At 72.1% G+C, this 21,047-nt stretch carries 16 protein-coding genes and 2 tRNA genes; 10 read left to right on the top strand and 8 right to left on the bottom strand.

Features of this window, described 5'->3' with window-relative positions; genetic code table 11:
- Window positions 1–242 precede the first annotated feature (242 nt).
- From AB0E05_RS06140 to AB0E05_RS06110, 7 genes are all read left to right on the top strand, one after another.
- Window positions 243–1,487 (top strand): acyl-CoA dehydrogenase family protein, encoded by a 1,245-nt coding sequence (locus tag AB0E05_RS06140; RefSeq protein WP_361959528.1) that lies wholly within the window; start codon window positions 243–245, stop codon window positions 1,485–1,487.
- Window positions 1,488–1,618: 131 nt separating this feature from the next.
- Window positions 1,619–2,680 carry an OB-fold domain-containing protein gene (locus AB0E05_RS06135; RefSeq protein WP_361959901.1) on the top strand — a complete coding sequence of 354 codons (1,062 nt, stop codon included), beginning with the start codon at window positions 1,619–1,621 and terminating at the stop codon, window positions 2,678–2,680.
- A gap of 1 nt (window position 2,681) precedes the next feature.
- Window positions 2,682–3,782 carry an acyl-CoA dehydrogenase family protein gene (locus AB0E05_RS06130; protein ID WP_361959525.1) on the top strand — a complete coding sequence of 367 codons (1,101 nt, stop codon included), beginning with the start codon at window positions 2,682–2,684 and terminating at the stop codon, window positions 3,780–3,782.
- A gap of 83 nt (window positions 3,783–3,865) precedes the next feature.
- Window positions 3,866–4,381 (top strand): MaoC/PaaZ C-terminal domain-containing protein, encoded by a 516-nt coding sequence (locus AB0E05_RS06125; protein ID WP_361959898.1) that lies wholly within the window; start codon window positions 3,866–3,868, stop codon window positions 4,379–4,381.
- The gene (locus AB0E05_RS06120) at window positions 4,378–5,544 is read left to right on the top strand and encodes a lipid-transfer protein (RefSeq protein ID WP_361959522.1); all 1,167 of its coding nucleotides are present in this window, start codon (window positions 4,378–4,380) and stop codon (window positions 5,542–5,544) included. The genes AB0E05_RS06125 and AB0E05_RS06120 overlap by 4 nt, the downstream gene beginning before the upstream one ends.
- Before the next feature lie 614 nt (window positions 5,545–6,158).
- Window positions 6,159–6,761 (top strand): SigE family RNA polymerase sigma factor, encoded by a 603-nt coding sequence (locus tag AB0E05_RS06115; protein ID WP_361959515.1) that lies wholly within the window; start codon window positions 6,159–6,161, stop codon window positions 6,759–6,761.
- Between the two features lie 295 nt (window positions 6,762–7,056).
- On the top strand, window positions 7,057–8,709 hold the full coding sequence (locus AB0E05_RS06110; RefSeq protein ID WP_361959512.1) for a long-chain fatty acid--CoA ligase: 1,653 nt from the start codon (window positions 7,057–7,059) through the stop codon (window positions 8,707–8,709).
- Window positions 8,710–8,905: 196 nt separating this feature from the next.
- Here AB0E05_RS06110 and AB0E05_RS06105 read toward each other — a convergent pair whose 3' ends face one another.
- The gene (locus tag AB0E05_RS06105; RefSeq protein WP_361959509.1) at window positions 8,906–12,988 is read right to left on the bottom strand and encodes a PAS domain-containing protein; all 4,083 of its coding nucleotides are present in this window, start codon (window positions 12,986–12,988) and stop codon (window positions 8,906–8,908) included.
- 173 nt (window positions 12,989–13,161) lie between these two features.
- Window positions 13,162–13,671, bottom strand: a complete 510-nt coding sequence (locus AB0E05_RS06100) for an SSI family serine proteinase inhibitor (protein WP_361959505.1) — start codon at window positions 13,669–13,671, stop codon at window positions 13,162–13,164.
- Window positions 13,672–14,031: 360 nt separating this feature from the next.
- Between AB0E05_RS06100 and AB0E05_RS06095 the strand changes: the two genes are divergently transcribed.
- Together AB0E05_RS06095 and AB0E05_RS06090 are read left to right on the top strand one after the other, a co-directional pair.
- Window positions 14,032–14,122: transfer RNA gene (locus tag AB0E05_RS06095), tRNA-Ser, on the top strand.
- Window positions 14,123–14,355: 233 nt separating this feature from the next.
- Window positions 14,356–14,428, top strand: a tRNA-Arg gene (locus AB0E05_RS06090).
- Window positions 14,429–14,530: 102 nt separating this feature from the next.
- Here the strand turns inward: AB0E05_RS06090 and AB0E05_RS06085 are convergent.
- From AB0E05_RS06085 to AB0E05_RS06060, 6 genes are all read right to left on the bottom strand, one after another.
- On the bottom strand, window positions 14,531–15,814 hold the full coding sequence (locus tag AB0E05_RS06085) for a site-specific integrase (RefSeq protein WP_361959502.1): 1,284 nt from the start codon (window positions 15,812–15,814) through the stop codon (window positions 14,531–14,533).
- Complete coding sequence (locus AB0E05_RS06080; protein ID WP_361959499.1) at window positions 15,814–15,996, bottom strand: helix-turn-helix domain-containing protein; 183 nt, start codon at window positions 15,994–15,996, stop codon at window positions 15,814–15,816. Before AB0E05_RS06080 ends, AB0E05_RS06085 begins: the two co-directional genes overlap by 1 nt.
- On the bottom strand, window positions 15,993–17,435 hold the full coding sequence (locus tag AB0E05_RS06075; protein ID WP_361959496.1) for a replication initiator: 1,443 nt from the start codon (window positions 17,433–17,435) through the stop codon (window positions 15,993–15,995). The genes AB0E05_RS06080 and AB0E05_RS06075 overlap by 4 nt, the downstream gene beginning before the upstream one ends.
- Window positions 17,436–17,549: 114 nt before the next feature.
- On the bottom strand, window positions 17,550–18,179 hold the full coding sequence (locus tag AB0E05_RS06070) for a DUF2637 domain-containing protein (protein ID WP_361959493.1): 630 nt from the start codon (window positions 18,177–18,179) through the stop codon (window positions 17,550–17,552).
- A gap of 47 nt (window positions 18,180–18,226) precedes the next feature.
- Window positions 18,227–19,594: a cell division protein FtsK gene (locus AB0E05_RS06065; RefSeq protein ID WP_361959490.1), complete on the bottom strand. Its 1,368-nt coding sequence runs from the start codon at window positions 19,592–19,594 to the stop codon at window positions 18,227–18,229.
- Between the two features lie 94 nt (window positions 19,595–19,688).
- On the bottom strand, window positions 19,689–20,039 hold the full coding sequence (locus tag AB0E05_RS06060; RefSeq protein ID WP_361959487.1) for a hypothetical protein: 351 nt from the start codon (window positions 20,037–20,039) through the stop codon (window positions 19,689–19,691).
- A 171-nt stretch (window positions 20,040–20,210) separates the two neighbouring features.
- Between AB0E05_RS06060 and AB0E05_RS06055 the strand changes: the two genes are divergently transcribed.
- Complete coding sequence (locus AB0E05_RS06055) at window positions 20,211–20,675, top strand: GntR family transcriptional regulator (RefSeq protein WP_361959484.1); 465 nt, start codon at window positions 20,211–20,213, stop codon at window positions 20,673–20,675.
- Window positions 20,676–21,047 lie beyond the last annotated feature (372 nt).

Raw genomic sequence — 21,047 nt, 5'->3', positions numbered from 1 at the left:
GCCCGATGGGGGTGTGAGCAAGGGGTGAGCAGCCGCCTGTGCGGCGGCGCTTCGGCGCCGTCGCACAGGCGGTTTCGTGCGTGCGGCGATGACCTTGACAGCAATCCATTTCTGACGGACAGTCAGAAACCCGAAATCCGGACGACCCGGAGCATCCACACCCGTGCCCACGCACCCTACGCATCCGCACGTTCACGCATCAGCGCATCCACGCCCTTCCCCGCGCCCGGGAGGCCGCCGCCGTGCACCTCGCCCCGACCGAGCGTCAGCGACAGCTGCGCGCCGAACTCCGTTCCTACTTCCGGGACCTGATGCCTGACGGGACCCCGCCCGCGACCGACGCGGCGCAGCAGCGCGCCCTGCTGCGCCGCATCGGGGACGACGGACTGCTCGGGCTCGGTTGGCCCGTCGAGTACGGGGGCCAGGGCCGCGGCCCCGACGAGCAGTTCGTCTTCTTCGACGAGGCGTACCGGGCCGGCGCGCCCGTCTCGATGGTGACCCTGAACACCGTCGGCCCGACCCTGATGCAGTACGGCACCACGGAACAGAAGTCCTTCTTCCTGCCCCGCATCCTGCGCGGCGAACTCGTCTTCGCGATCGGCTACAGCGAGCCGGAGGCCGGGACAGACCTCGCGGCGCTCCGCACCCGCGCGGTACGGGTGCCGGGCGACGGATCCGAGGGGTCCGAGGGCGATTCCGGCCCGGCCGATGCCAGGGAGGAGGGCTCCGGAGCCCAGGGCTCCTGGGTCATCGACGGCCAGAAGGTCTTCACCAGCAACGCCCAGAACGCCGACTGGATCTGGCTCGCCTGCCGCACGGACCCCGACGCCCCCAAGCACCGGGGCATCTCCATCGTCCTCGTGCCCACCGACGACCCGGGATTCTCCTGGACGCCGATCCACACCGTGGGCGGGCTGACCACGACTGCCACGTACTACGACGGCGTGCGCGTCCCCGCCGCCAACCTCGTCGGCGCGGAGAACGACGGCTGGCGGTTGATCACCAACCAGCTCAACCACGAACGCGTCGCCCTCGCCGCCATCGGCATGCAGGCCGAGGACTTCTTCGCGTCCGCGCTCGCCCGGGCCCGCCGGCCCGACCCCGTCACCGGCAGCCGGCGCGTCGACGAGCCGTGGGTCCGGCTCCGGGCCGCCGAAGCACACGCACGACTCGCGGCGACCCGCCTGCTGAACTGGCGGTTGGTGGGGGACGTGGGCGCCGGGCGGCTGGCGCCTGGCGACGCCAGCGGCGTGAAGTTCGCCGGCACCGAGTCCGCGGTGGAGGTGTACCGCATCTGCCAGGAGATCGCGGGCGACGAGGGCCTGATCCGCGCCGGTTCGCCGGGAGCGCTGGGACCGGGGGAGCTCGAAAGGGGGAACCGGGCGGCGCAGATCAACACCTTTGGGGGAGGCGTGAGCGAGGTGCAGCGAGAGATCGTGGCAACGATGCGACTCGGCATGAAGAGCATGAAGAGGGGGAGCCGATGACGACGCAAGGGACGACCGTGACTTCGGGATCGGCGCCGGCGGGAGACCCCGCCAACTTCACCGCGCCCGCCGACCCCGCCGACCCCGCCGACGCCGTTGACGCCGTTGACGCCGTTGACGTCTATCCGCAGTTGAAGGAGTTCGAGGGCCGACCCGCCGTCATCGGCGGCGTCGGCAAGGACCTGGTCAACGAGCCGATGATCAGGCACTGGTGCGAGGCGATGGGCGACACCAACCCGGCGTACCGCGGCCCGCACGCCGTCGCCCCGCCCACGATGCTCCAGGCGTGGACGATGGGCGGACTGTCCGGACACAGCCGTCCTCAGGGCCAGGACGTGGATCGGGGCCAGGACCTGGATCTGGTCCTCGATGAGGACCTGGGCCACGACAGCGCCCACGACGAGATGTTCGCGCTGCTCGAATCCGCCGGATACGGCTCGGTCGTCGCCACCGACTGCGAGCAGGAGTACCTGCTCCCGCTGCGCCCCGGGCAGCAGATCACCTTCGACGCGGTGATCGAGTCCGTGTCCCCGCGCAAGCGGACCGCCCTGGGCACGGGCCACTTCATCACGACCCGCATGGACGTACGCGCCGACGGCGAGCTGGCCGGCACGCACCGCTTCCGCATCCTGAAGTACGCCCCCGCGAACCGCCGACCACAGGGCACCACCCCGGGGGCCGCCCCGCCCCGAGGCCCGGTTGCGGCCCGCCGCCCCCGCCCGGTCGTCAACCGCGACAATGCCGGCTTCTGGGAGGGCGTGTCCGCGCACCAGTTGCTGATCCAGCGCTGTACGGCCTGCGCGCGGCTCCGCTTCCCCTGGCTGCCGGGGTGCAACGCCTGCGGTTCGGACGCCTGGGACACGGTTCCCGCCGCCGGCACGGGCACCGTCTTCTCGTACGTCGTGATGCACCACCCCCCGTTCCCGGCCTTCGACCCGCCCTATGCCGTCGGGCTGGTCGAGCTGACGGAGGGCGTGCGGATCGTCGCCGGGCTGACCGGGGTGCCGTACGACCGGGTGCGCATCGGGATGCCCGTGGAGCTGGAGTTCCACCGGTTCGACGAGGACCCAGGGGACGCGGCGCGCGGCGGCAGCTCCGTTCGTGCGGGCGGCTCGCGCGACGCCACGGACGTGCCCGTCTTCCGGGTCGTCGGGGAGCCGGCCGCGGCAGCAACCGAGTCGATGGGGAGCTGACGTGGACTTCACCCCCACCGAAGCGCAGTCCGCCGCGCGCGACCTCGCGGCCACGGTCTTCGGCGACCTCGCCACCCCCGAGCGGCTCTCCCGCCTCGGCAGCGGGAGCGATCCGGAGCTGTGGCGGGCCCTGTGCGCATCCGGGCTGACGGCCGCGGCCGAGGACGTCGGGCTGCTCGGCCTGGTGCTGCTGCTGGAGGAGCAGGGGCGCCGGACCGCCCAGACGCCCCTGGCCGTGACCACGGCGTACGGTCTGCTGCCCGTCGCCGCACACGGCACGGACGACCAGCGCGTCCGCCTGCTCCCCGGGCTGCGCGACGGCACCCGGATCGCGACGGGCGCCCTGACCGCGGGTGCCTGCGCGGTGCGGAGTTCGGACCCGGGCCGGCTCACGGGCACCGTCCCCTGGGTCCCTTGGTTGCGCGACGCCACGGACGTCCTGGTCGCGGACGTGGAGCAAGCCCTGTGGTGGGTACGGGTCGCGGACGCGCGGGCCGTCGAGGACGTGGAGACCACGGCGCCGTGGGCGGCCGGCCGACTCGTCCTGGAGGCGACTCCCGCGGAACGGCTCGGCGCCGCCCCGGATCCGCCCCCGCGCTCCGGCCAGGCGACCCCCGCCGTGCCGAGCCCGCACACGGCTCCTTCTGCGTACGGGGACGTCCTCGCCACCGCGCGGGTCGCCTTCGCCGGCCTCCAGGCCGGAGTCTGCGCCGGCTCCCTCGCCCGCGCGGTGGAGCACACCGCGGTGCGCGAGCAGTTCGGCCGCCCGCTCTCCACCCACCAGGCCGTCCTGATGCGCGCCGCCGACGCGTACATGGACACCGAGGCGATCCGGGTCACGGCGTACGAGGCCGCCTGGCGCCGCGACGAGGGCCTGCCGTACGACACGCACGCGCTCACCGCGGCCTGGTGGGCCTCCGAGGCGGGCAAGCGGGTGGTGCACACGGGCCAGCACCTGCACGGCGGACTCGGCGCCGATCTGGACCACCCCGTCCATCGGCACTTCCTGTGGGGACGACAGCTGGACGCGTATGTGGGCTGCGGCAGCGAGGTCCTGGCGGAGCTGGGTGCCCTGCTCGCACGGGAGGAGGAAGCCGCATGACCACGACGCCACCGGACGCCGACGACTCACACGACGCCCCGCACCCCGGCGTGGACCTCAGCCCGGACCTCGGCCCCGTGCCCCTGCGTCCCGGGGACGAGCTGGCCCCGCTGGAGATCCCCGTCACCCGCACCCTGATCGTCTCCGGCGCGATCGCCTCGCGGGACTACCAGGACGTGCACCACGACGCGGAGTTGGCGCGGCAGAAGGGCTCCCCGGACATCTTCATGAACATCCTGACGACGAACGGCCTGGTCGGGAGGTACGTCACCGACCGCGTCGGGCCCCGGGCCGTGCTCCGCAAGGTCGCCATCCGCCTCGGCGCGCCCAACTACCCCGGGGACACCATGGTGCTGCGCGGCACCGTGACCTCGATCCGCGGAGGCGACGGAGGTGGCACCGGAGCCGGCGGCAGCGTGGCGGAGATACGGATCACCGGTGCCAACGGCATCGGCACCCACGTCACCGGCACGGTCACGGTCACCCTCCCCACCCCGACCGACCCGAGCCTGACCGACCTCACCCCGACCGCGTCGAGCCTTGCCGACCCGAGCCCGACCGCCAGCCATCCCCCGAGCGAAACGGAGGGCATCCGATGAGTCCGCGCACCAAGGACGGTCTCGGCGGGCGGGCGGCCGTCGTCGGCATCGGGGCCACCGAGTTCTCCAAGGACTCGGGCCGCAGCGAGCTGAAGCTGGCCGTCGAGGCGGTGCGCGCGGCGCTGGACGACGCCGGCCTCGCCCCCGCCGACGTCGACGGGCTCGTCACCTTCACCATGGACACCAGCCCGGAGATCACCGTCGCCCAGGCGGCCGGCATCGGCGAACTGTCCTTCTTCTCCCGCGTCCACTACGGCGGCGGCGCGGCCTGCGCCACCGTCCTCCAGGCCGCCCTCGCCGTCGCCGCCGGCATCGCCGAGGTCGTCGTCTGCTACCGCGCCTTCAACGAACGGTCCGGCCGCCGCTTCGGTGCGGGCGTGCAGCAGCGGGAGCCCTCGGCGGAGGGCGCGGCCCTCGGGTGGAACCTGCCGTCCGGCCTGCTCACCCCGGCCTCCTGGGTCGCCATGGCCGCCCAGCGCTACCTCCATGCGTACGGCCTCACCCCGGAGGCTTTCGGCCACGTCGCCGTCACCGACCGCCGGCACGCGGCCCGTAACCCCGCCGCGTACTTCCACGGCAAGCCGATCACGCTCGCCGAGCACGCCGCGTCGCGGTGGATCGTGGAGCCGCTGCGGCTGCTGGACTGCTGCCAGGAGACCGACGGCGGCCAGGCGCTGGTCGTCACCAGCCGGGAGCGCGCCCGCGACCTGCGCCGTCCACCGGCCGTGGTCGTCGCGGCGGCGCAGGGCGCCGGGCGGGCGCAGGAGCAGATGACCAGCTTCTACCGTGACGACCTGACCGGGCTGCCCGAGACGGCCGTGGTCGCCCGCCAGCTGTGGCGCACCTCGGGGCTCGGCCCCCGGGACATGGACGTCGGCATCATCTACGACCACTTCACGCCGTTCGTGCTGATGCAGCTGGAGGAGTTCGGCTTCTGCGGGCCGGGGGAGGGCGCCGACTTCGTCGCGGCGGACGCCCTACCGCTGAACACCCACGGCGGGCAACTCGGCGAGGCGTATCTCCACGGGATGAACGGCATAGCGGAGGCGGTCCGGCAGATCCGCGGCACCTCCGTGAACCAGGCGGCGGGCGCGGCGCACACCCTGGTGACCGCGGGCACGGGCGTCCCCACGTCGGGCCTGATCCTGGGAGCGGACCGATGACCGGCCCCGGCGAGGTGCCCCACGCCCCCGCACCCGTCCTCGGCCCCGCTCGGACCGTGCCCACTGCGGCCCCGCCCTCAGCCCCGAACCCGCCCGCCGCGGCCCCCGTACCGAAGTACGGCGACCCCGGGATCCCCGAGGGCGGTGTCCACCTGGAGTCGTACGGGATCTCCACCCTGGTCGTACGTCCGGCGGGCACCCCGTCGGCAGGGACCGCACCGCCCTCCGCCGCGGCCCGCCGACCCTCGCAGCTCCCTCGTCCACGCCGGGTGGTCCCGCCCGTTCTGGCCCGATCTCCCCCGGATCCGCCCCCTTATCGACCCCGTACCGGCGCCGATTCGGCCCGGATCCCGCTCGGTTTCGGCTCCGGTCCGGGTCGCGCCTCGATCGGTCCAGGACAGATCCGTGCCCGGGTCGCGGTTACGGAACGGCATGCGGGGCACCCGTTCCGTAGGGCTGCCCGCTCCTCCCCCTGAGTGCGGCGTCATCGCTCCTGAGGGTCGTCTCCACCTTCAGGAGGTGGGGCTGGTGCCACCACTACAACCTGAGGGGGAGATGCCTTCGGGACCTCTGGCCGATCCGCGGGAGCAGCCTCCGCTCCTACGTTGGAGGCTATGACCACGCCAGTCTGCACAAGCGCTTCGAAGGCCGCCCGGTCGGTGCCTCCGTCGTACGGAGCCGACACACGGTATGCGACCTACGCCCGTTCCACGCGCTCCACGCGTTACTCGTCGTTCTCGTCGTACGTACAGGCACGGGGGCCGGTGCTGCTGCGCACCGCCCGCTCCCTCACGGCGAACCCGAGTGACGCGGAGGACCTGCTCCAGACGGCGCTGACCAAGACGTACGTCGCATGGGAGCGCATCGAGGACCACCGCGCCCTCGACGGCTACGTCCGCCGCGCCCTGCTCAACACCCGCACGTCGCAGTGGCGCAAGCGCAAGGTGGACGAGTTCGCCTGTGACGAGCTGCCCGAGCGCGAGACCTCGCCCACGCCCGACCCCGCGGAGCAGCAGGTGCTGCACGACGCGATGTGGCGCGCCGTGATGAAGCTGCCGGACCGCCAGCGCGCCATGGTCGTGCTGCGGTACTACGAAGACCTGAGCGAGGCCCAGACCGCCGAGGTGCTCGGGGTCTCGGTGGGCACGGTCAAGAGCGCCGTGTCCCGCGCGCTCGGCAAGCTGCGCGAGGACCCGGAGTTGACCCCGGTCCGCTGACCCCCGCCCGCTGACCGAAGCCCGTATGACAGGCACGACCCTGGCCCGTACGGCAGGCACGACCCTCCTGCGTACTGCTGACACGACCAGCGCGTGGACGTCCCGATCGGCCGCGACCGGTGCCCGACCAGTGCCCGACCAGCCAGGTCGGCCACGACCGGCACGTGCGACACGAAGCGATTGCGCTTCCCTAGGGGTGGTGGCATCCCGGGGTGCACATGCAGAATCTGCACACCCTTACTGCCATGTAGCGCGTACTGCCATGTAGCGCGCCAGCGCCCACCAGGAGGACGCCGTGCTGAGCACCATGCAGGACGTACCGCTGACCGTGACCCGCATCCTTGAACACGGGATGAAGATCCACGGAAAGTCCCAGGTCATCACGTGGACCGGCGAAGCCGAGCCGCACCGCCGCAGCTTCCGCGAGGTCGGCGAGCGCGCGACGCAGCTCGCGAACGCGCTCCGCGACGAGCTGGGCATCGACGCAGACCAGCGCATTGCCACCCTCATGTGGAACAACGCCGAGCACGTCGAGGCGTATCTGGCGATCCCGTCCATGGGCGCCGTGCTGCACACGCTCAACCTCCGCCTCCCCGCCGAGCAGTTGGTGTGGATCGTGAACCACGCCGCCGACAGCGTCGTCATCGTCAACGGCTCCCTGCTGCCGCTGCTCGCGCCCCTCCTCCCGCACCTGCCCACGGTCGAGCACGTCGTCGTCTCCGGCCCCGGCGACCGCAGCCTGCTCGACGGCGTCGACTCCCGCGCGCAGGTGCACGAGTACGAGGACCTCATCGCCGGCCGCCCGACCACCTACGACTGGCCCGAGCTGGACGAACGCACCGCCGCCGCCATGTGCTACACCTCCGGCACCACCGGCGACCCCAAGGGCGTGGTCTTCTCCCACCGCTCCGTCTATCTGCACTCCATGCAGGTCAGCATGAGCGAGTCGATGGGGCTGACGGACCGGGACATCACCCTCGTCGTGGTGCCGCAGTTCCACGTCAACGCGTGGGGCATACCGCACACCGCGTTCCTGACCGGTGTGCACATGCTCATGCCGGACCGTTTCCTCCAGCCCGCTCCCCTCGCCGAGATGATCGAGAAGGTGCGGCCGACCCACGCCGCCGCCGTCCCCACCATCTGGCACGGCCTGCTCGCCGAGGTGACCGCGAACCCGCGCGACCTGACCTCCATGCGGATGGTCACCATCGGCGGCTCGTCCTGTCCGCCCGCGCTGATGGAGGCGTACGACAAGCTCGGCGTACGGCTCTGCCACGCCTGGGGCATGACGGAGACCTCGCCGCTCGGCACGATGGCCCACCCGCCGGCCGGGCTGACGCCCGAGGAGGAGTGGCCGTACCGCGTCACCCAGGGCCGCTTCCCGGCCGGCGTCGAAGCCAGGGTCGTCGGGCCCGGCGGGGACGTGCTGCCCTGGGACGGCGAGTCCGCGGGCGAGCTGGAGGTGCGCGGGCCGTGGATCGCCGCCGCGTACTTCGGCGGCGTCGGCGCCGAGCCCGTCCGGCCGGCGGACAAGTTCAGCGAGGACGGCTGGCTGAAGACCGGTGACGTCGGCGTGATCAGCGCCGACGGCTACCTCACCCTCACCGACCGGGTGAAGGACGTCATCAAGTCGGGCGGCGAGTGGATCTCCAGCATCGCGCTGGAGAACGCCCTGATGGCGCACCCCGACGTCGTCGAGGCGGCGGTGGTGGCCGTACCGGACCAGAAGTGGGGCGAGCGCCCGCTGGCGACCGTCGTCCTCAAGGAGGGCGCGAGCGCGGACTACGCGGCGCTGCGGGCGTTCCTCGGCGAGAGCATCGCGTCGTGGCAACTGCCGGAGCGGTGGGTGCTGGTGCCGGAGGTGCCGAAGACGAACATCGGCAAGTACGACAAGCGGGCGATCCGTCGGCAGTACGCGGACGGCGAGCTGGACGTGACCGAGCTGTAGCGACGGCCGGTGAGCGAAGAGCCCGCGGTGAGTGAAGAGGTTCGCGGTACGTGAAGAGGTTCGCGGTACGTGAAGCGGGCTGCGGTACGTGAAGGGGTCCGGGGTGAACGAGCGCCCCGGACCCCTTTCCCGTACTCGTTCCGCTGGTCCATGCCGATCCAGTCCGTACTGATCTGCTGATCCAGTCCGTAGCGATCTAGTTCGTACCGATCTTGGCGAGCAGGTCCACGATCCGCGACTGGACCTCCGCGCTCGTCGACCGCTCGGCGAGGAAGAGCACGGTCTCCCCGGACGACAGCCGCGGCAGCTCGGCGCGGTTGAGCCCGGCGGACGTGTAGACGACCAGCGGCGTACGGTTCAGCTGCCCGTTCGCCCGCAGCCAGTCGATGATCCCGGCGCGGCGCCGGCGCACCTGCATCAGGTCCATCACGACGAGATTCGGCCGCATCTGCGCCGCGAGCGAGACCGCGTCCGCGTCCGCGGCGGCGCGCGCGACCTGGAGGCCGCGGCGCTCCAGCGCCTCCGTCAGCGCCAGCGCGATCTCCTCGTGCTCCTCGATCAGCAGCACGCGCGAGGGGTGCTGCTCGCTGTCGCGCGGGGCGAGCGCCTTCAGCAGGACCGCGGGGTCGGCGCCGTACGCGGCCTCCCGGGTCGCCTGCCCCAGACCGGCCGTGACCAGCACCGGAACCTCCGCCGCCACGGCCGCCTGGCGCAGCGACTGGAGCGCGGTGCGGGTGATCGGCCCGGTGAGCGGGTCGACGAACAGCGCCGCGGGGAAGGCGGCGATCTGCGCGTCGACCTCCTCGCGCGAGTGCACGACGACCGGGCGGTAGCCGCGATCGCTGAGCGCCTGCTGGGTGGAGACGTCCGGCGCGGGCCAGACCAGCAGCCGGCGCGGGTTGTCCAACGGCTCGGGCGGCAACTCGTCGTCGACGGGCTGGGGGTGCGGCCGGTTGGTGACCTCGACTGCGCCGCCCGGGCCGTCCAACGGCTCGGGGCCCTCGGCGGCGCCCTCGTCGGGGGCGCCTATGGCGTACGCCCGACCCTGCTCCTCCCGCTCGCCCTCCCCGGGAGCGGGGAGCCGGAGCGCGGACTGGGTGTGGCCGCTCGGCTGCGGCGGGGCGGCCGGTGCGGGCGCCGGTGCCGTCGCCGACGGCTCGGGGCGGTCCGCGGCCGGCGGGGTGGACAGCTTGCGCCGGCGCCCGGAGCCGGAGGAGGCCGCCTGCACCTGGCCCTGTGCCGGCCCCTGTCCCTGGCCCTGTGCCTGTGCCTGTCCCTGCGCCTGCGCCTGGTTCTGGTTTGTGTTCTGGTTCGGCGTGAACGGGACGCCCTGCCCCAGGGTCCGTACGCTGAACGCCCGTCCCTGCGAGGCATCGGCCGGCATCGGAGCCTCGGCCGGCAACGGCTGGGCGAGGGACCGCGGCCCCCGCTCAAGGGAGCGTGCGTCAGCGGCCTGAGGCTCCTGCGCGGGCTGGGGCGTCTGAGCTTGCTGTGCCGCAGGTGCCGGCGGTGAGGTCGCTGCCGCGCTCTCCGCCTCCTGGCCCTCCTGAACTGCCTGAGCCCCCTGGCCTTCGATCTCCCGGCGCGCCCGACGACGTCCCGTCGGCCCGGGCGGCACCACGGGGTGCGGCTGCGGCGGCGTGAACTCGTCGGCGCCCGGTCCGGTGCGCGCGGTCTCGTGCTGCGCGGCGTCACCGGCGGGCAGCGCGAACGGGGCACGCGCCACGGCCTGCGGCGCCGGTCCCTCGGCAGGCGCGGGCGCGGGCGCGAGCGCCCGACGGGCCCGCCGCCCCGCGACGGCCTCGGCCGGTACGGGAGCCTGCGCCTGCGCGGGTACGGGCGCCGGCACCGGACCCCGCGGCGGTACGGGCTGCGGCGCGACACCTTGCGGGGGCACGGGAGCCTGCGGCGCGACACCCTGCGGAGGCACGGGCCCTTGCGGCGGCACCGGAGCCTGCGGGGGCACCGGCACCTGCGGAGGCACGGGCTGCGGTGCAGCACCCTGCGGCGGTACGGGAGCCCGGCCCCCGCCCGGCCCGGCCGGCAGCTCCGCAATCCCGCCGTGCCGCGCCCGCCGATTCCCACCAGCACCAGCACCAGCACCAGCACCCGTAGCGGGCCCGGCCGGTACACCCTGCGGCGGGACCGCCTGACCGAGCGCGGGCCGTCCACCCTGCGCCGCGCCTTCGGCGGCCGACACCACGGCACCTTCGGCCGGAACCTTGCCTTCCGCCGGGCTCGGCCGCCCGCGCCGACGCCCGGTCCCGCCCTCGGGACCGCCGTCGCCGCCCTCAGCAGCCGCCGGCTCCGCCTCCATCGGGCTCGCCAAGAACGCGTCCGTCGATCCCCGACGGGCCCTCCGGCGCCCGCCGCCGGACGCCGGATCCCCCGACGCCTGCTCCGGCAGCGCCAGCGCGCGCCCCTCGCCACCCGGCTGACCGCCCTGCCGAGGCTCCGGTCGGGCTTCCGGCTGAACGGCCTGTCGAGGCTTCTGCCCGGCGTTCCGATCGGCCTCCTGCCCGGCTTCCCGCCCGGCCTCCTGCGCCGCCGGCAGCTCCAGCTCCCGCCCGGTCGCCGGCGCAGCAGCGGCCACGGCCCCCGCGCCCTCGCCGAGCGGCACCTCCACCACGTACGCACTGCCGCTCATCCCCGGCACCTCGTGCGTCTGCACCACTCCGCCGTGCGCCGCCACGATCCCGCGCACGATCGGCTGGTGCACCGGATCGCCGCCGGGGAAGGGCCCGCGCACCTCAAGCCGTACGACCTCACCGCGCTGCGCCGCCGCGACCACGACCGTCGAGTCCACGTACGCCGCACCGCCACCGCCGGTGCCGCCACCGTCAACACCGGTCGCCGCACCACCGGGACCCGTCTCGGGAGCCGCCACCTGACGGGTCTTCCCCGTCGAGTCGACCCCGGCGACGTCCGCGATCAGATGCGCCAGCGCGGTCGCCAGCCGACCCGCGTCCACCTCGGCCTCGATCGGCGGCGCGTGCACCGCGAACTGCACCCGCCCCGGCCCGATCAGCTCCACCGCACCCTCGACACCGGCCGTCACGACCGCGTCGAGCAGCGCCTTCGACTTGGCCAACGGCTCCGCGCCGGCGTCCAGCCGCTGGAAGCCGAGGACGTTGTCGATCAGCGTCGTCATCCGGGAGTAGCCGGCGGCCAGGTGGTGCAGGATCTGGTTCGCCTCGGGCCACAACTGCCCGGCCGGATCGGCCGCCAGGGTGCCGAGCTCGGCCCGCAGCTCCTCCAAGGGCCCGCGCAACGCGTCCCCGAGCACCGCCGTGAGCTGATCCTGCCGCCCCGCGAGCGCGAGGAACCGCTCGTCGCGCCCCTCGATCTCGACGGTGTAGCGCTCGGCCTTGTCGGCGAGTTCGGCCGCGTGCTGCTCCCGCGCCTGCTCCAGCTCGGTCGTCAGCCGCTCCGTCGTCCCCGTCAGCTCGGCCGCGTGCTGCTCGACCAGCTTCTCGACCGGCCGGCGGTCGGTGAACGTCATCACCGCGCCGACGAGTTGGTCCCCGTCCCGCACCGGCGAGGTCGTCAGGTCGACCGGCACCCGCGAACCGTTCTTCGCCCACAGCACCTGCCCGCGGACCCGGTGCTTGCGCCCCGACCTGAGCGTGTCCGCCAGCGGCGACTCGTTGTACGGGAACGGCTTGCCGTCCTCGCGCGAGTGCAGCACCAGCGGATGCAGCTCCTGCCCGCCGAGGTCGCTGGCGCGGAATCCGAGGATCTGCGCCGCGGCCGGATTGACCAGGACGACCCGCCCCTCGGTGTCCGTACCGACGACGCCCTCGGCCGCAGCCCGCAGGATCATCTCGGTCTGTCGCTGCGAACGCGCCAGCTCCGCCTCGGTGTCCACCGTCCCCGACAGGTCCCGCACCACCAGCATCAGCAGTTCGTCGCCGGTGTAGAGCGAGTGTTGCGCGTCGTACGCCTCCCGCCCGTCCTCCAGGCTGGCGCTGGTCACCTCCGCCGGGAACTCGCTGCCGTCCGTGCGCCGCGCCGTCATCCGCGTCGGCTTCGTACGACCGCGCGGGCCGGCCGCCTCCGGGCGGCGCATCGACCCGGGGATGAGCCTGGAGTCGAACGCGGGCAGCAGATCCAGCAGCCCGCGCCCGACCAGGGCGGTGCCCGGCGCCTCGAAGAGTTCGAGCGCAATGGTGTTGGCGTTGACGACCGTGCCGTTGCAATTCACCAGCACGAGCCCGTCGGGGAGCGCGTCGAGTATGGCTGCGAGGCGAGCAGCGCCTCGGGATGGCCTGCTGCTCACGACGACGGTTCCTCCCTGCTGCCCTTCAGCCTGTCACTGGGAGGGAGTCTAAAGGCAGCGGCTGCGCGGGGGCGGGGGAAGAGGGGCAGCTCTCATCCGGGTTGTGTGCGGGTGCCGTGGGTTTCTCGTGACCGTACGGCGTACGCGACCCCTGTGAGCTGCCCGGTGAGCCACTATGCGCCGGCACTCGGAAGGATGGGCCGCATGAGGTTCCAGCGGGAGATCTCACATCCGTTCTGCCGGGTGAACGTGGAGTCCACCCGCTGCCCCTGCCAGGTCCCGGTGACCCGCGCGGTGGCCGGCCCGCCGGCCTGCTGGGTGCACAGCGCGTCCCGCGGCACGGGCGCGAACGGGTTCTCCCCCTCCCGTGCCATCTCGTCGAGCCGCGCACACGCCCCGACCCCGGCGGGGTGCGTCCCGCCCGGGAACCCGAGGGCGCCCTTCGCCCCGGCGGGGCTGCAGTCCAGCTCGTACCGCCCGTCGGTCCGCGGGTTCCCCGTCTCGGACACGACGACCGTCAACCGGTCCTCCGGCTGCTCCCCCAACAGCGACGCCAACGGCCCCGGCACGGGTACGGGCAACGGCACGGGCAGCCCGGACGCGGCACTGGCGGGACCGGCGAGGGCCGTCCCGGTGAGGACGGCGGCGGACGCGGAGGCGATGAGGACGATGCGGCGCAGCATGAACGCTCCTGTTTTGTTCTCCGTGACGCGCACGAGGACGTCGTGCCGTCGTGGCGTCGTACGGATGTGAATCCGACCGGTGCCCGACGGCCCCGCACGGGGCGCACCCGACAACCGGCTCGGGGCCACGCGGCCCCACCGCGTCTAACGCGCCCCGAGCCCGTCCGTTGCGCACCCCGCCCGCACCTCCCTCGCCCCGACGGGCGTGGACGCACTGCGGACGCACCGCGAAGGCACCCGGATGTGCCCCGATGTGCTTTGCCCTCGGCCCGGCGCGCCTAGTACCGTGGTCGGCGATTGGTGACACCCCGCATGGCTGTGTCATCATCTGCACACCACTCGCGCCTGCGCGGGGGTGCTGGAGGCGTCGCCTAGTCCGGTCTATGGCGCCGCACTGCTAATGCGGTTTGGGTTTTACCGCCCATCGAGGGTTCAAATCCCTCCGCCTCCGCTTCATGACCACGAGAGCCCTCGGCCACCACTGGCCCGGGGCTCTTGTGTTTCCCCCGAGACCTATGTGTGGCCCCGGTCACCCACCCCTGCGCGGGCGCGCCGCGCCCAACCCCTCTGGGTGGAGTTTTCGCAGGTCAGGCCCGGTGTGATGAATGGATTTCGCCTGACGGCGCAGGTCATGTAATGTTGTTCCCGCAACGCCGACCGGGAAGAAAAGCCCGGGAAGTACAAGCACTCGTAGCTTAACGGATAGAGCATCTGACTACGGATCAGAAGGTTGCAGGTTCGAATCCTGCCGAGTGCACAGCAGGCCAGAGGCCCTGTCGAGAGATCGACAGGGCCTCTGGTTTTTGCGTTGACATCAGTTTTGACAGCAACCGCCCGGGAGGGTGAAGGCAGACCCGGGTCAGCCGGCCACCGGCACACCGGCCAGACCGTCGTCATCGTCCGGGTTGATGTCATCACCCCGCAGGGCGTCCCCGACGCGGTCGAAGGCGGAGCGCTGGGAGTCGATCCGTACGAAGGTGTAGATGTCCATGGTCACGCGGATCGAGCTGTGACCCAGGACCTCCATGATCATGCGGGCGTCGGCGCCCTGTTCGTGGAGCAGTGACGCGCACGTGTGGCGTAGGTCGTGGAAGCGGACCCTGCGGACGCCGGCGCGGGCGCACAGCGTCTCGAAGGAGCGGTTCAGGTTGCGCGGCTCGATCGGGGTCCCGTTCCGGGTGGTGAAGATCAGGCCGTGGTCCATGCCCTTCCAGTTGTCGCCAGCGGCCTTGTGGTCGGCGACCTGCTGGGCGCGCTGGGCGCGGAGGGCCGTGACGCACTCGGACGGCAGCGCGACGCGACGGGCCGAACGCTGCGTCTTCGGCGCGACGATCAGCAGCTCACCGCCTACGCGCTGGAGGGCCTGCCGGACGGTGAGGACGCCGTCCACGAGGTCGACGTCAGACCAGCGCAGGCCCAGCAGCTCACCGCGCCGCAGGCCGATGCGGACGGCCAGTTCGTAGGCGGCCCAGAGCCGGTTGTCCCGAGCCGCCTTCAGGAGCTGACGCCCCTCCTCCACCGTGAGTGGTTCGATCTCACGCTTGGTCCCCATGCTCAGCTCCACGTTCCTGGCCACGTTGCGCGGCAGTTCGTCTTCTCGCACGGCGTGCTGGAGGGCGGCGCGCAGGATCACCAGGAGGAAGCGCACGGTGCGGTCCGAGGGCAGCTTCTTGCAGCACTCGCCGAGGGCGCAGCAGCGTCGCTTGTGCTCCGGCCGCTTCTTGTCCTTGCCCTGTGCGCAGCACTGGCAGGTGGTCGACGTCGTGGTGAGGAAGGCCCGGACGTCACGCGCGGCGAGCCGGGCCAGATTCTTCCTGCCGAACTCCGGGGTGACGTAGTTCCGGATCAGCGACTCGTAGTTGACGTACGTGGTGGGCCGGACCTTGCCCTTGGCGATGTTCGTCAGCCAGTACGTCAGGTACTCGGCGAGCGTCATCTTGCTGGTGGAGACCGGAAGGCCGTTGAGCGAGTCGGCCTTCAGCTTGGTCAGCTTCTCGTGCGCCTCGTCCCAAGACTTTCCGTAGACATAGCGTCGCTTGTACGTGCCGTCCGTCGTCAGTACGAAGGCGCTGCCCACCCAGCGCCCGTCCTGGCGCTGGTAGATGGAGCCCTCGTTGTTGGCGTTCTTCTTGGGCTTGGCCATCAGGCGGCTTCCTGTTCTGTGCGGAGGGATACGAAGGCGTTCACGGCGGCTTCGCTGACGCGTCGGCAGCGGCCGATCTTGAAGGAGGCGAGTTCGCGGGAGCGGATGAGGTCGTGGACCTTCCAGCGGCTGATGCCGAGGCGGACGGCGACTTGGTCCACGGTGAGGACGGCGGTCGTCATGAGGGCACCACCCCTTCTTGCTGGAGGCGTTGGGTGTGGGCCCTGTCGTGGCGGACCTGAGCGGCGAGGAGTTCTTCGCCGGGGCGGTAGCCGCTGCTGAGGTAGGTCCAGGACGAGTCCGTGACGAGGTCGGTGTTCTCGTCGAGGGCGGGGCGTCCGGCCGTGGTGAGGCGCCAGGTGCGGCGGACTTCGCGCAGCGCGCCGAGGGTGGTGGAGTAGGCGCGGGACTTGGTGGAGAAGTGGCCGCGGAAGCCGAGCATGTGGGCCCACTTCCAGAGCCTGAGGTCAGCGAACTCCGGCAGGTGGCCGAGCGCCCAGGCGGTGCGGATCATCTGGCGGACGTGCTGGTGGACGGGGAGGTCGCGGAGCGGTTCGGACTGGCCGGTGCCGTCGCAGTCGCCGCACAGGTCACGGAAGCCGTCCGGGCCGTGCAGCCAGCCACGCCCCCGGCAGGGGCGACAGACCAAGGACCGGTCCACGGTGCCGGTTCCCTCAGCGCTCTTCGTCGCGTACTTGGCGACGTAGGCGGCGACCTTCCGGTCTGTGAGTTCGCCGTCGCCGAGGGCGGTGATCTCCCGTACGTCGAGCAGTTCGCCCCAGACGATGTCGCGTTCGCCGACCGCGTCCGAGGAGACGGTCAGCCGGGTACGGCGGGCGGCTTCGCGGACGCTGTGGTGCAGGGCGTCGGCCGTCGCCCAGGGCGGGGGCGGGGTGGTGTGGCCGTCGGGGCCGTCGAAGCGGATGACCGCGTGGAAGTGGACGAGGCCCCGCTTCTGGTACTCCGCGACCTTGGCGAAGGAGACGCGTACGGCGGCGTTCAGAGCCTTCTGCGTCATGCCGAGGTGAGCGGCGAGGGTGCGGCGCAGGTAGGTGGTGAACCGCGCCCACAAGGCGCCGGCATGGGCGTTCCAGAGGACCGCGCCGGTGTAGTCGTACGTGGCCGGGTTGAGCGGCGAGCCGAGGACGGGTTCGTCCTCCGCGTGGCGGGTGCCGCAGGCGCAGGGGCGCGGCTTGCCCTGCGGTGTGGTGGGGCGGTTGTGGACGGGGCCGAAGCCGGGGGCGGTGAGGGTGGCGAAGACCCGGGGGTGGTCGCGGACGGTTTCGGCGACGTCCTTGCCACCGGACAGGCCGGCTTTGATCAGGTGGTACGTGTCGGCCGCGTACACGCGGGAGCAGGCCGGGCAGCGGGAGGAGCGCCGGTTGCCGCAGGCGGTGAGGAGGCGTCCGGACGGCTCGTTCTCGGTGGCGTACGACCGGACGACTGTCCCGGTGTCGCGATCGGTGGTGACCGTCCAGCCGTGGAGGTTGACGGGCCGGGTGCAGCCGCGCAGGTTGCGGACCTGTTCCAGGACGCGGTCGAAGTCGTGGCTGTTGGCCAGCGCGATCAGGTCCTGACGGCTCGGGCTGATGATGCGGCGCGGGTCGAGGGGGCGGCGCATGGTGGGCGAGTTCCTTTCTGGAGTGGTTGACCATGGCGGCAGTGGTCTGCGGGCATGGCGGAGGAGGCCCCGAAGGGCGGAGAGGGGAGAGCGCCGGAGGTCGGCGGAAGAGGACTACAGAGCGGCGTGGAGGGCCGTGGCCATCGGAAGGCCGACGCCGAGCCGCGTCTTGAGCTGTGCGGGCGTGATCGCGTCACCGTGCTCGGCACGGTGGGACGAGGCGATCGAGCGTGCTTCCGCCAGCAGCGGTTCAGGCACCTTCACGTCCGGTGCCGGCAGCGGGGGAGCGGCGGCCGGGGCCGCAGGCTCAGCCGGAGGTACGGGCGCGGGGGCGGTCTGCTGCGGTGCCGTGTGGAAGGCCCGGAGGAGTTGGGGGCCGACTGCGCCCCAGCCGAGGAGCAGGAGCGGAGCCACGGCGTCCACGGCGGCGCGGCCGTAGTGTCCGGCGATGAGCGGTTCGGCGACGTTGAGCGCGAGGGTCAGCAGCCCCGAGAAGTGCATCAGCCGCGTGGCCGCCGTCAGTTCGTCTGCGGGGACGCCCCGAAGGGACAGGTAGCGCAGGGCGACCAGGAGGCCGACGACCGACAGGTCCACCATGGGGGCGATCAGCGGCGCGATCGGCCCGGGAACGCCGAGGCGGAGGGCGAGTGCCCAGACGTTGCCGAAGGAGAAGACGAACGCCAGCAGCGCGATGACGATCATCACGGCGGTGACGGTGCGCTGGGCGATCCGGTCCTCTGTCATGGGTGTTCACCTCCTTTCTGCGGGTGGTGGTGCAGGGGCGTCGGCCGTCAGGCGGCGCGTTCGATCCCGTTGCAGGGGGCGGACACGTCGAGGAGCTTTTGGGGGTCGGCCGTCAGGTGCCCGGTGCGTCGGGCGACCTCCGCCGCGTCGGAGTCCGGTACGTACGGGGTACGGACGCGGGTGAAGCCGGGCTCGGACTGCCGGTTCATCGAGGCGACGCCCACGTACGCCGGGTCCTGGAGGCTGATCGGGTTGGCGTCGGGCCACTCGCGGATCTCCTCGCCGAGGGCGGCCACCGCGGCTTCGGCCGTCTTCTGAGCGAAGCTCAGGCCGATCGGGCACACGTCGCGGATGAAGGTGGGGATGGCGTCGCCCGTGGACTTCTGCGTCGCGAGGATGACGAGCATGCCGACCGAGCGGCCCTTCTTGACCAGGTCCTCCACGAGGCGCGCGTTCTCGGCAGCGAGGGCGGCGAGCTTCTTGGTCCGGGCGTCGCTGCCCTTGTGGTCGCGGAAGTAGGTGTGCGCCTCGTCAATGACCAGCACGACCAACGGCCAGTGCTCGGACGGGCCCACGTCCCACACGCTCTTGACCCCGAGGACTTCCCGGACCCGGGCCGAGCGTCCACGCCGCAGCTCCACCAGGCGCCGGAACAGGTCGTTGGCCTCCTCCAGGTCGTCGCCGACGAACGCGAACATGCGCTGGACCCAGTCGGCGTAGTCACCTTCGTGCGCGGCGGACACCTTGCCGTCGGCGCAGGCGAACTGCACGGCGGGGGACGGCGCCCAGTCGGACAGCAGGCGGTTGACGAGCGACGTCTTTCCGAAGCCGGGAAGGCCGGCCACGGTCACGCCGGGCACCTGGGTCAGGTCCAGGGAGACCGGGCGGGCGTACTCGTCCAACCCGAGGTCCCAGCGGGCCGATTCCTCCGGCACGTCGAAGGTGGGATGGTGCTCGGTCGGGAACTTGAGCGGGTCGACGCGTACACCCCGGATGACGACCTGACCGGGCCTGTCCTGGGTGACGGCCACACGGGTGCACCGCCAGGCGTTCGCGATGTGGGGCGCCGCCTTCTGGAACTCCGCCAGACCGACGCCCGGTAGGCAGTTCGCGTGCCCGATCACCCCGTACCGGTCGTGGGTGACCTTGAGCGCCGGGACGATGACGCGGGGCTTCGCCGGCTTGCCGTCCATGTTCGCCAGCGGGGGCGGGGTACGGTCCGTGGCGGCCAGCTTGATCATGGGCGCCAGCCGCTTCCAGCCGACTCGGACGCGGACCGCCTGCCGGATGGACCGGCGGGTCATGCGGTCGGCGCGTACGTAGCGGACCGTCCACCACACCGTCCAACCGGCGAGGACGGCCAGGACCGCCACCGCCACCAGCGGGACGAGTCCGTACGCCTCTTGCAGTGTCATGGTCTCCCCTCCGAGGGGTTCTGAGTGAGTTCGGCGCGGGGTGGTCCGGCGTGGAGCACGGGACGGCTCGACGCCGGACCGGGGCGGTAGGGAGTCACGCCGCCTGAGCGGTCGGGTCGACGAGGTCGAGGCGGTCAACGCGGTACGCGATGCCGTCCGACAACTGACCGTTGAAGATGCGCGCCCACGGCGTCGCGAACAGCTCCACGGGCCGGACCGGGAGCCCCGGCTTGAGGCCGTTGGGGAGTCCGGTCTCCGGAACGGTGATCTTCATGGCGTCGGCGCGGTCCTCCTCCATGAAGAAGAGGGTGATCGTGTAGAGCTTCGCGCCCGTCTCGCGGTCGACGGCGAACTGGGTCTTCTCCTGGTCCGCGTACTTCGGCACGGGCAGGGTGCCGACCATGAAAGCCGAGGTGGGGAGCAGGCCAACGCGGATGCGTGCCATTGGGGGTACTTCCTTCCAGTCGTGCTTCGCCGGGTGGCGCAGCGAGTCCATTGGTGCATAGCACTGCTAGCAGTGTCAACTGGTAGGGCAGTGCTAGCAGTGTCTGGTCAAAGGTAGATGTCTATGTCAGTCAGGTGTGCTAGGGGTGCTAGGTGTGGCTACTCTGGTGGCATGACGCCCGCCAGCTCCGGCAAGCCCGACCGTCGTCCGCCGTACCAGCACGCGGCCGACGAACTCCGGCGCGAGATCAAAGCGGGCCGCTACAAGCCGGGTGAGCAGCTCCCCTCCTACCGTGAGCTGCAAGAACGCTTCGGCGTCGCCAACATGACCGCTCGGTCTGCCCTCTCGGTGCTCAGGGAAGAGGGCCTGATCTACACCATCCAGGGGCGCGGCAGCTTCGTCAGCGACTACGACGGCCAGGGCGGCGACTACACCCCGCCCGCGTGGTACCTCGCGAACGAAGGCGGCGGGAAGGCGGGGAAGAATGAGCCCGAGGCCCCCGCAGCCGCCGTCCCCGAACTTCTGGAAGCGCTCACCGCACTGCGGGAGGAGATCCGCGTTCTGAGCGCGGAGCACCAGGAGCTCCGGAAGGAAGTCGAGGCGCTGAAGCGCCAACGGCCGGACGCTCGTTCCTGAGCCGGGCGACCTCTTCGCGCAGTTCCCGGGTCTCGCGACTGAGCCTACCGACCATGGCGGCGATCTCCCGGACCAGCGCAGCCGCATGCGCGGCATCCCGGGCGTGGGCGTCGTTCAACCCGGTGCCGCCGTCGTGCTCCTGCTCGCTCATGCTCTCCCCGTCGCCGTCGTGCTTCTCGCGCCGCGCCCAACCGCCCGTTCCGCGAACGGTCCCTGGCCCTGCTGTTGTGGTTCGAGTGTCCGGACGGGAGCCGGTTTGGCTAACCGGGAATCTGCTGCTATTCAGGTCTGAGGCTCCGTCGCGTGTGCCCGGTCGGGACGCCCCGACGAGCTGTTCAGAGTTTCCTTACTGGATCAAGGCGGCCCGCTCAC

It is taken from the genome of Streptomyces sp. NPDC048057, assembly GCF_040653095.1.
GTDB lineage: Bacteria > Actinomycetota > Actinomycetes > Streptomycetales > Streptomycetaceae > Streptomyces.
The sequence above is the reverse complement of the archived record's forward strand: the minus strand, read 5'-3'. Positions and strand labels throughout refer to the sequence as shown.

Coding starts and splice junctions, on each gene's coding strand:
- AB0E05_RS06120 (WP_361959522.1), top strand. CDS start 4,378: ATGAGTCCGCGCACCAAGGACGGTCTCGGCGGGCGGGCGGCCGTCGTC.
- AB0E05_RS06115 (WP_361959515.1), top strand. CDS start 6,159: ATGACCACGCCAGTCTGCACAAGCGCTTCGAAGGCCGCCCGGTCGGTG.
- AB0E05_RS06100 (WP_361959505.1), bottom strand. CDS start 13,671: ATGCTGCGCCGCATCGTCCTCATCGCCTCCGCGTCCGCCGCCGTCCTC.
- AB0E05_RS06085 (WP_361959502.1), bottom strand. CDS start 15,814: ATGGCCAAGCCCAAGAAGAACGCCAACAACGAGGGCTCCATCTACCAG.
- AB0E05_RS06080 (WP_361959499.1), bottom strand. CDS start 15,996: ATGACGACCGCCGTCCTCACCGTGGACCAAGTCGCCGTCCGCCTCGGC.
- AB0E05_RS06075 (WP_361959496.1), bottom strand. CDS start 17,435: ATGCGCCGCCCCCTCGACCCGCGCCGCATCATCAGCCCGAGCCGTCAG.
- AB0E05_RS06070 (WP_361959493.1), bottom strand. CDS start 18,179: ATGACAGAGGACCGGATCGCCCAGCGCACCGTCACCGCCGTGATGATC.
- AB0E05_RS06065 (WP_361959490.1), bottom strand. CDS start 19,594: ATGACACTGCAAGAGGCGTACGGACTCGTCCCGCTGGTGGCGGTGGCG.
- AB0E05_RS06060 (WP_361959487.1), bottom strand. CDS start 20,039: ATGGCACGCATCCGCGTTGGCCTGCTCCCCACCTCGGCTTTCATGGTC.
- AB0E05_RS06055 (WP_361959484.1), top strand. CDS start 20,211: ATGACGCCCGCCAGCTCCGGCAAGCCCGACCGTCGTCCGCCGTACCAG.